Here is a 7,407-nt window from a genome sequence, read left to right as displayed (position 1 = left end):
GGCAGACTGGAATGTGTAAAGTACAGGAGCCGTATACGAGGTCCGTACGTACGGTTCTGTGAGAGGGATGAGGCGGTAACGCCTCACCCTACTCGATGTTCAGTCGTCGGTTCATGCCAAGTGACTATGGTCGATTTCCGTAGTTGAGTGTTAAGATGGGGCTTTGCATCGGGTAAATAAAAGGTGCACCTTGCATGACCGATTCAACTGCGACAGGACAACTTTTCGTCGTCTCGGCTCCCTCTGGGGCTGGCAAAACGTCTTTGGTCAAACGACTGGTTGCCGAATTGCCCAACATTGGGCTTTCCATCTCCCACACCACACGTGCGCGACGGCCGGGGGAAGAGGATGGGTGTGATTATTATTTTGTGACCAAACCCCAATTCCAAGAAATGATCGCGGAGAACGCCTTTTTAGAATATGCCAATGTGTTCGGCAATTATTATGGCACTGCGCGGTCCCAGATTGAGGTGAGTTTAAACCAGGGAGATGACGTTATCTTGGAAATCGATTGGCAAGGCGCGCGCCAGGTTCGTCGTGCGTGGCAAGATGTCGTCTCCATTTTTGTGCTTCCGCCCTCGTTGGAGGCTCTATACGAACGATTGCACAAACGCGGTCAGGACGATGAAGCGGTCATTGAACGTCGCATGCAGGCCGCACGCGAAGAAATGTCACATTACGCTGAGTATGACTATGTGGTCATCAACGACGACTTTGAAACCGCTTTGTCAGAGCTCAAAGCGATCGTGTTGGCCCATCGGCTTCGATTAGATCGGCAGCAACGACGCCATCGAGTTTTGCTTGACGCACTTCTGGCAGGCGCCTGAAAGTCCTCAGTGGTATAATGCGATAATGAATGCTTGAACAGGAAAACAGTATGCGACCAAGTGGCCGAAGTGCGCAACAATTGCGTCCAGTGAATATCCAACGAGGCTTTACGAAACACGCTGAGGGCTCAGTCCTTATCGAATTTGGTGAAACCAAGGTGATTTGCACCGCTTCCGTGGCCGAGGGCGTGCCGCGATTTTTGAAGGGGCAAGGCCAAGGCTGGATTACGGCTGAGTATGGGATGTTGCCGCGTGCGACCAACAGCCGAAATGACCGTGAGGCTGCAAGAGGGAAACAGTCGGGCAGAACTCAGGAAATTCAACGTTTGATTGGTCGCTCTTTGCGTGCTGCTGTTGATCTGTCAATGTTGGGCGAATATACGATCACTGTGGACTGCGATGTCATACAAGCGGATGGTGGCACTCGCACTGCGGCCATCACTGGTGGATGTGTGGCTTTGGTGGATGCCCTTGAATATTTGCGGCGGCAGGGTCATGTTCGTACTAATCCGCTCAAGCATTTGGTGGCCGCCGTGTCGGTCGGGATTTTCGACGGCGAAGTGGTGCTGGATCTTGATTATCAAGAGGATTCAGCGGCAGAGACAGACATGAATTTGGTGATGACGGAAGCCGGTGGTTTTATTGAAATACAGGGCACTGCGGAAGACGGTAGCTTTTCGGCAGAACAGTTAAATACCATGTTGGACTATGGGCGACGTGGGCTACTTGAGCTTTTTGATATTCAGCGGGCGGCATTGGATGCGCCTCTGGAGAGATAGTCATGCAGGATATCAAGCGCGACTTTATCGATTTTGCGATTGAACGGCAAGCCATTCGGTTTGGGACTTTCACATTGAAATCTGGACGTCAAAGCCCGTACTTTTTTAATGCAGGCGCATTTGTTTCTGGTGGTGACATGGCCGAACTTGGTCGCTTTTATGCCAGCACCATTGTCGCCTCAAATATTGAGTTCGACATGTTGTTTGGTCCGGCGTACAAGGGAATTCCCTTGGCGACCACTACCGCCGTGGCATTAGCCTCACAATTTGGGCGAGATGTCCCGCTATGTTTTAATCGTAAGGAAGTCAAAGACCATGGCGAAGGTGGGCGTTTGGTCGGTGCCCCGCTTTCGGGTCGTGTTCTCATTATTGATGATGTGATTACCGCGGGCACTGCGATTCGTGAAAGCATTGCACTGATTCAAGAATATGGGGCGCAACCGGCCGGTGTTGTGGTGGCGCTGGACCGACAAGAGCGGGGCCCATCCGGCCAGTCAGCCATTCAGGATGTGATGTCTGAATATGGCATCCCGGTGTATCCCATTATCCGGCTTGACGATTTGATGGATTACCTCACTGGGCAAAAGGATGCTGCATTGTGGCAAGCAATTCGCGATTATCGCGAGCGATATGGAGTCGATCAAACACAGTAAACTGTGCTATACACACTATGCGAATGGTTTTTTGGACATTGGTGGAATGACGGAAGGAGTGTTGTCGTGAGAACTGCTCTGTTGATGATGGTCTGTTTTTTCTGGTGTGCTGGCGCGCTGTCAGCCACACAACAGGGGGCGACAACGCAAAAAATGTATCGTTACAAGAACAAGGATGGTGTGGTTGTCATCAAAGACCATTTGCCACCCGATGTGGCGCGTCAGGGCTACGACATCGTGGATATCTACGGAAATTTGATTCGCCGTGTGCCGCCAGCCAAGACGCCTGAGCAAATCCGAAAGGAAAAAGAGTTGGCCCGGTTAGCCGCCATTGAACGGAAAAAAATAGAAGAGCAATTACGACGTGACAACGAGCTATTGCGACAGTATACGACTGTCCGAGACCTCGAGCGTGCGCGCGACAATATGATCAAGGCGGTGATGGTGGATATGGATATTCGTCGCGCGAACATTCAACGCATTCGTCGTGACCTCGAGAAAATGCAATCGAAGGCGGCGGACTTTGAGCGTCGTGGGAAACCCATTCCAAAGGCCTTGCAGGACAATATTGAGCGCGCATTGCGACAAATTGCTGAAGGCGAAATGTACATTGAAAAGAAAAATGCCGAAATCGCTCGTATTCGTGAGGAGTTTTCACAAGATATTGCCCGTTTCGAAGAGTTGCAGCGGCAGCGTGCACGGCGTTTAGCACAGGACGAAGCCGAGCGGCAGCGGCTCCGGAATCGGGCGTTTTACTGTGAAGACTTCAACGTATGTGCCCGGGCCTGGCAGCTTGCACAACTTTATGTCAAAGACAATGCCAGTGGTCGTATCGAGTTGATTACAGATACCCTCATCATCACAGAAAAACCGCGCACTGATAAGGACGTTTCGATCACAGTATCGAGAATTCCCGAGCGGGATGGTCGGGTTGAGATTCACATTGATGTGTATTGTAAAGGGGCGAATGGTGAAGAGCAGGTAGAATGTACGACTGACCGGGCACAGCAGATAGTCCGTCGATTTGTCCCCTACTTACGATCGCGACTTGAACAATCAGGCTAACACCGGGATTGCCTGTAGTTTTATGGGCAACTCGAGCACATGGCCAATCTTGCCTAGATAACCTTTTGGCGGCGGAGACGTCGGTTCTACATTTGGCCTTTGAACCCAAAGCGTTTGCCATCCGGCCTCGGCTGGCACCAAGACATCTTGTTGCCAGTGATCGCCTATGTGAAGCAACGGGCTGGGATGGCCCGTGGCAAGTCGGCGGCTGATGGAGCGATAAAGATCGACATTGCTTTTCTGGAGACCAAACTCCTCGGCATAAAAGATCTGCTCAAATAATCCGTACAAACCAACCTGGCGGGCATCGACATTTCCGTTAGTGATGGCGATGAGGCGATATTTTGTCTTGAGCGAAACCAGCAACGAGATCACACCGGGGTAGCATTGCACCTGCGACCGCCAGCGCCGATAGTGCTGCGTCCAGCGTATTGCGTGTTCGGATGCTTGCGAGGTGGGGAGGCCAATGCGTGTCAATACCGCCTTCAAATGGGCAATACGATGGCTGTCCATTGGCCATTGTTCGTCGAGGTCTTCGGCCATATGTATGAAGTCGCTAAAAGATATCTGGTGTATCATTTGCGGATACGCCTTAGTCAAAGCATCATAGAGCTGGCGCAGCGCTCGCTGAATCACGCGACGGTTGTCCCACAGCGTGTCGTCTAAATCGAAGCTAATAATCGGTGTTGTCATCATCAGATAAATGAGCGCGTGGATGAGCGCGATCGTAGACCTTCGCCAAGTGACTGAAATCAACTTGCGTGTAGATTTGAGTGGTGGCCAGATTGGCATGTCCAAGTAACTCTTGAACGGCGCGCAAATCCCCTGAATTTTCCAGCAGATGGGTGGCGAATGAATGACGGAGCTTATGGGGATGCAAATGATCGGGCAGTGCTAACTTTTGGGCCCAATAAACAAGGCGTCGTTGAATGGTTCGGACATGCAGACGCGAGCCGGTTCGACTGATGAACATCGCTGGGTCCCCTTTGTCCCAAAAGCGCCGAAATTCTAGCCAAGTGTCCACGGCCTGATGGGCCAAGTCGGTCACTGGAACAAGCCGCACCTTGTTGCCTTTGCCAGTGACGCGCAAGAGTTCACCGAGTTGGGGCCAATCGTCGACATTAAGTTGCACGAGTTCGCTGAGTCGGAGGCCAGAGCCGTAAAAAATTTCCAGTATGGCGCGGTCTCTGGCCGAATAAGGATCGTTCTGTGGGATGCGGTTGAGAAAATGCACCAAGGTCTCGGCGTCAAGATAGGCTGGTAATCGTTTGGCGCGTTTCGGGGCGCGAACATCTTGCACCGGGTTATGGGAAACGGCCCCATTTTGCAGTAAAAACCGATAAAAACTACGAAGCGCCGATAGTCGCTGGGCGATGGACCTTGGCTGTAATCCTTGTCGATGCCAGCGTATCACGAAACTTCGGATGTGGTGACTGGAGACATCGCGCCAGTTCATAATATCTTGTTCAGCGAGCAGTTTGGCTGTGGCGGCGAGTGTTCGTTGATAACTTGTCAGGGAGTGAACAGAGGCACGCCGGATGTCTCGCATGTGCGCAAGAAAGCTGTCAACAGGCCTGAGCAGTTCGGTGTTCGTTGTGTTAGCCATTGGCAAAGGCCAATTTTTGACACAGCGCCTCAAGGACAAGGCCAATGGTGTCTAGAAAAAGGGTACCAGTGTTAGGGTCAAAATTATCCGGTTCGTGGTGGCCCAGTGCAAGTAAACCCATATCGGCGTGGCGGCCGATGGGCACAAGCGCAACGGAGCGGATATCCGTTCGGCCAAATAACAATTCGGCGGTTTGGGCATCACAGGCACCGCATATCGGGTGCCGATGTGGAAAAAATAAGCCGAGCTCTGCACAGACTTCAGCCACCCCTTCGTGTCCGGGGAGTTGTTCGGTGTAGAGTCGAACAACATCAATCTGGAATAATTTCGGCATGGCGTCGATCAGTGTGTCGGCAAGCTGGCGTAAATCGTGGCAACCAATCAGCGATCGAATTAAAGATGTTGTCTGCCCGAGAAGGTGTTCATTGCGCTGTGCGTTTCGCAATACTTCAAGTAACTGGGTTTGCAAATTTTGGTTTTGCTCGCGCAACTTCCGAATCTGTCTTTCCACGAGCGATACGGTGCCTGGTGGCGCGACCGGCAATTCCAGTTCGGACAATAGTTCGGGGTGTTTTTTAAAAAAATCCGGATGTTCACGCAGGTATTGAATGAGCGCTTCTTTTGGCGTCGTGTTCATTGTTTTCATAATTCCACCACACCTTCGAACACTTTTTGGGCTGGCCCAATCATCACCATGTTGGCACCTTGCCCGCGCCATCGCAACTGTAGCATGCCGCCGGGCTGAATCACTCGGACTTTTTCATCCAACCAACCTAAGGCCCGACCGACGGCTATGGTGGCACAGGCGGCGGTACCGCACGCTTGTGTCTCGCCAACTCCCCGTTCAAATACGCGTAACGCGACGTGGTTTCGACTTTTCAATTCGACGAAACTGACGTTCACCTGCTCCGGAAACCAGGCATGTTGACAAAGCATGGGGCCAAGCTCTCTCACCGGTGCAGTGCGAATATCTGGCACCCAAACGATACAGTGTGGATTGCCGACAGACACAAGGCCAACTTCAATAATATCGTCCATGAGGGGCAGCTGATATAAATGTTGCCCATGATGCTTCATCGTGACCGGTATTTGAGGGGTCTGAAAGACCGGCCCTTCCATCTCCACACCAACGAGCCCGGGACCAGCATGGAAGATATCAAGCAGTGAACCGTCTTCAGTGGTCACTTTAATGCGACGTTTCCATGTGAGCTGCTTATCCCGCACAAACCGGTAGAAGCATCTCGCACCATTGCCGCAGTGCCCCGCTTCTTTGCCATCGGCATTAAAGACGCGGTAGTGGAAATCGGCGTCTGGTCGAATGGGCGCTTCAACGTAGATTAATTGGTCGAAGCCGATACCACGATGCCGATCGGCTAGCCCTCTGATTTGTTTCTGGCTTAGGTAAACCGGTTGGGTGACTTGATCAAGTACGACGAAATCATTCCCCAGACCGTGCATTTTTGTGAATGACAGGCGCATTTTGTCCAGTGGTCGTTTTCTCCTCCCGATTCGACGTTGGCGGTGCCGCAGGCCTTGTGTCTTGTTGTGATGTGGCCTTTGGGGGCAGATAAAGAGGCCCCTTGATCCCGCACCCAGGAAGACCTAGCACCAAGACAGCAAGCAGCGGGATAGTGAACCTCAAACGTCGCATTGGAGAAACGATGGCAATTATTCTTGTCATCAGTATACACCAGATAGTGTTGTTGTCAGCTCAATACAGGCAGATGTTTTCAATATCAGGGCTGTTTGGTTGAAAGAAAAACGTGTAAAGTTTCGGCCATTCACGACAGTAGGAGGATGTGATGTCAGAGCTTGCCTCAGTGGTTGTGTCCCCAAAGGGTACCCATCAAGCGACGGTGATCTGGTTGCATGGGTTGGGGGCTGATGGCCATGACTTCGAACCCATTGTGCCCGAACTCGGACTTCGTGAGCGCGGCGTTAAATTTGTTTTTCCGCATGCACCCGTGCGGCCCGTGACCATTAATGGCGGCATGCCGATGCGCGCATGGTACGATATTCTTGGCATGGATTTGAGTGTTCGTGCCGATCATGCTGGCGTGATGGATTCGGTTGACAAAGTGAATCGACTGGTCGCATTGGAGGCAGAGGCCGTCGGTTTCGACCGAATTTTCCTTGCCGGTTTCTCGCAGGGTGGTGTGATCGCAGCGCATACGGCATTGCGTTTGGCACATCCAATCGCCGGATTGGTGATGCTGTCGACTTATTTGCCGCTTGCTGAAGTGCTTGGTGAAAGTCGGCAGCAGCCGGAAACATTGCCCATTTGGATGGCACATGGCCGACAAGATCCAGTGGTGCCGATCATGCTTGGCCGCATGGCATATCAACAATTGCTGGCATGGCAATATGCACCTGACTGGCATGATTACCCCATGCCGCACGCAGTTTGCCCTGAAGAAATCGCCGATCTTCGCCAATGGTGGCACCAACAACTTGATGTGTTGACTGATTAGGCAAAG

9 protein-coding genes and 1 pseudogene are annotated in these 7,407 nt (G+C 52.0%); 5 read left to right on the top strand and 5 right to left on the bottom strand.

Annotation, left to right across the window (positions count from 1 at the left end; translation table 11 throughout):
• Positions 1-194 precede the first annotated feature (194 nt).
• The 4 genes from D6694_08250 (at position 195) to D6694_08235 (ending at position 3,324) form a co-directional block, all read left to right on the top strand.
• Positions 195-827, top strand: a complete 633-nt coding sequence (locus D6694_08250; GenBank protein RMH42230.1) for a guanylate kinase — start codon at positions 195-197, stop codon at positions 825-827.
• Between the two features lie 50 nt (positions 828-877).
• Entirely contained in the window at positions 878-1,606 is a 729-nt protein-coding gene (locus D6694_08245) for a ribonuclease PH (GenBank protein RMH42231.1), read from the top strand.
• Between the two features lie 2 nt (positions 1,607-1,608).
• Positions 1,609-2,259, top strand: a complete 651-nt coding sequence (locus D6694_08240; GenBank protein ID RMH42229.1) for an orotate phosphoribosyltransferase — start codon at positions 1,609-1,611, stop codon at positions 2,257-2,259.
• 84 nt (positions 2,260-2,343) lie between these two features.
• The gene (locus D6694_08235; protein ID RMH42228.1) at positions 2,344-3,324 is read left to right on the top strand and encodes a hypothetical protein; all 981 of its coding nucleotides are present in this window, start codon (positions 2,344-2,346) and stop codon (positions 3,322-3,324) included.
• Here D6694_08235 and D6694_08230 read toward each other — a convergent pair.
• The 5 genes and pseudogenes from D6694_08230 to D6694_08210 form a co-directional block, all read right to left on the bottom strand.
• Complete coding sequence (locus tag D6694_08230) at positions 3,316-4,116, bottom strand: HAD family hydrolase (protein RMH42227.1); 801 nt, start codon at positions 4,114-4,116, stop codon at positions 3,316-3,318. The two genes, D6694_08235 and D6694_08230, sit on opposite strands and share 9 nt — an antisense overlap.
• On the bottom strand, positions 3,998-4,930 hold the full coding sequence (gene xerC / locus D6694_08225; protein ID RMH42226.1) for a tyrosine recombinase XerC: 933 nt from the start codon (positions 4,928-4,930) through the stop codon (positions 3,998-4,000). Before xerC ends, D6694_08230 begins: the two co-directional genes overlap by 119 nt.
• A complete protein-coding gene (locus tag D6694_08220; GenBank protein ID RMH42225.1) occupies positions 4,923-5,648 on the bottom strand; it encodes a DUF484 family protein in 726 nt (241 codons plus the stop codon). The genes xerC and D6694_08220 overlap by 8 nt, the downstream gene beginning before the upstream one ends.
• Positions 5,573-6,409, bottom strand: a complete 837-nt coding sequence (locus D6694_08215) for a diaminopimelate epimerase (GenBank protein RMH42224.1) — start codon at positions 6,407-6,409, stop codon at positions 5,573-5,575. The genes D6694_08220 and D6694_08215 overlap by 76 nt, the downstream gene beginning before the upstream one ends.
• Positions 6,410-6,431: 22 nt before the next feature.
• Positions 6,432-6,581: pseudogene (locus D6694_08210) on the bottom strand (cell envelope biogenesis protein OmpA).
• Between the two features lie 151 nt (positions 6,582-6,732).
• Here D6694_08210 and D6694_08205 point away from each other — a divergent pair.
• Positions 6,733-7,401 (top strand): alpha/beta fold hydrolase, encoded by a 669-nt coding sequence (locus D6694_08205; protein ID RMH42223.1) that lies wholly within the window; start codon positions 6,733-6,735, stop codon positions 7,399-7,401.
• The last annotated feature ends 6 nt before the right edge of the window (positions 7,402-7,407 follow it).

This window comes from Gammaproteobacteria bacterium (assembly GCA_003696665.1).
In the GTDB taxonomy this organism is placed as follows: Bacteria; Pseudomonadota; Gammaproteobacteria; order Enterobacterales.
This window is presented reverse-complemented; position numbering and strand designations above follow the sequence as displayed.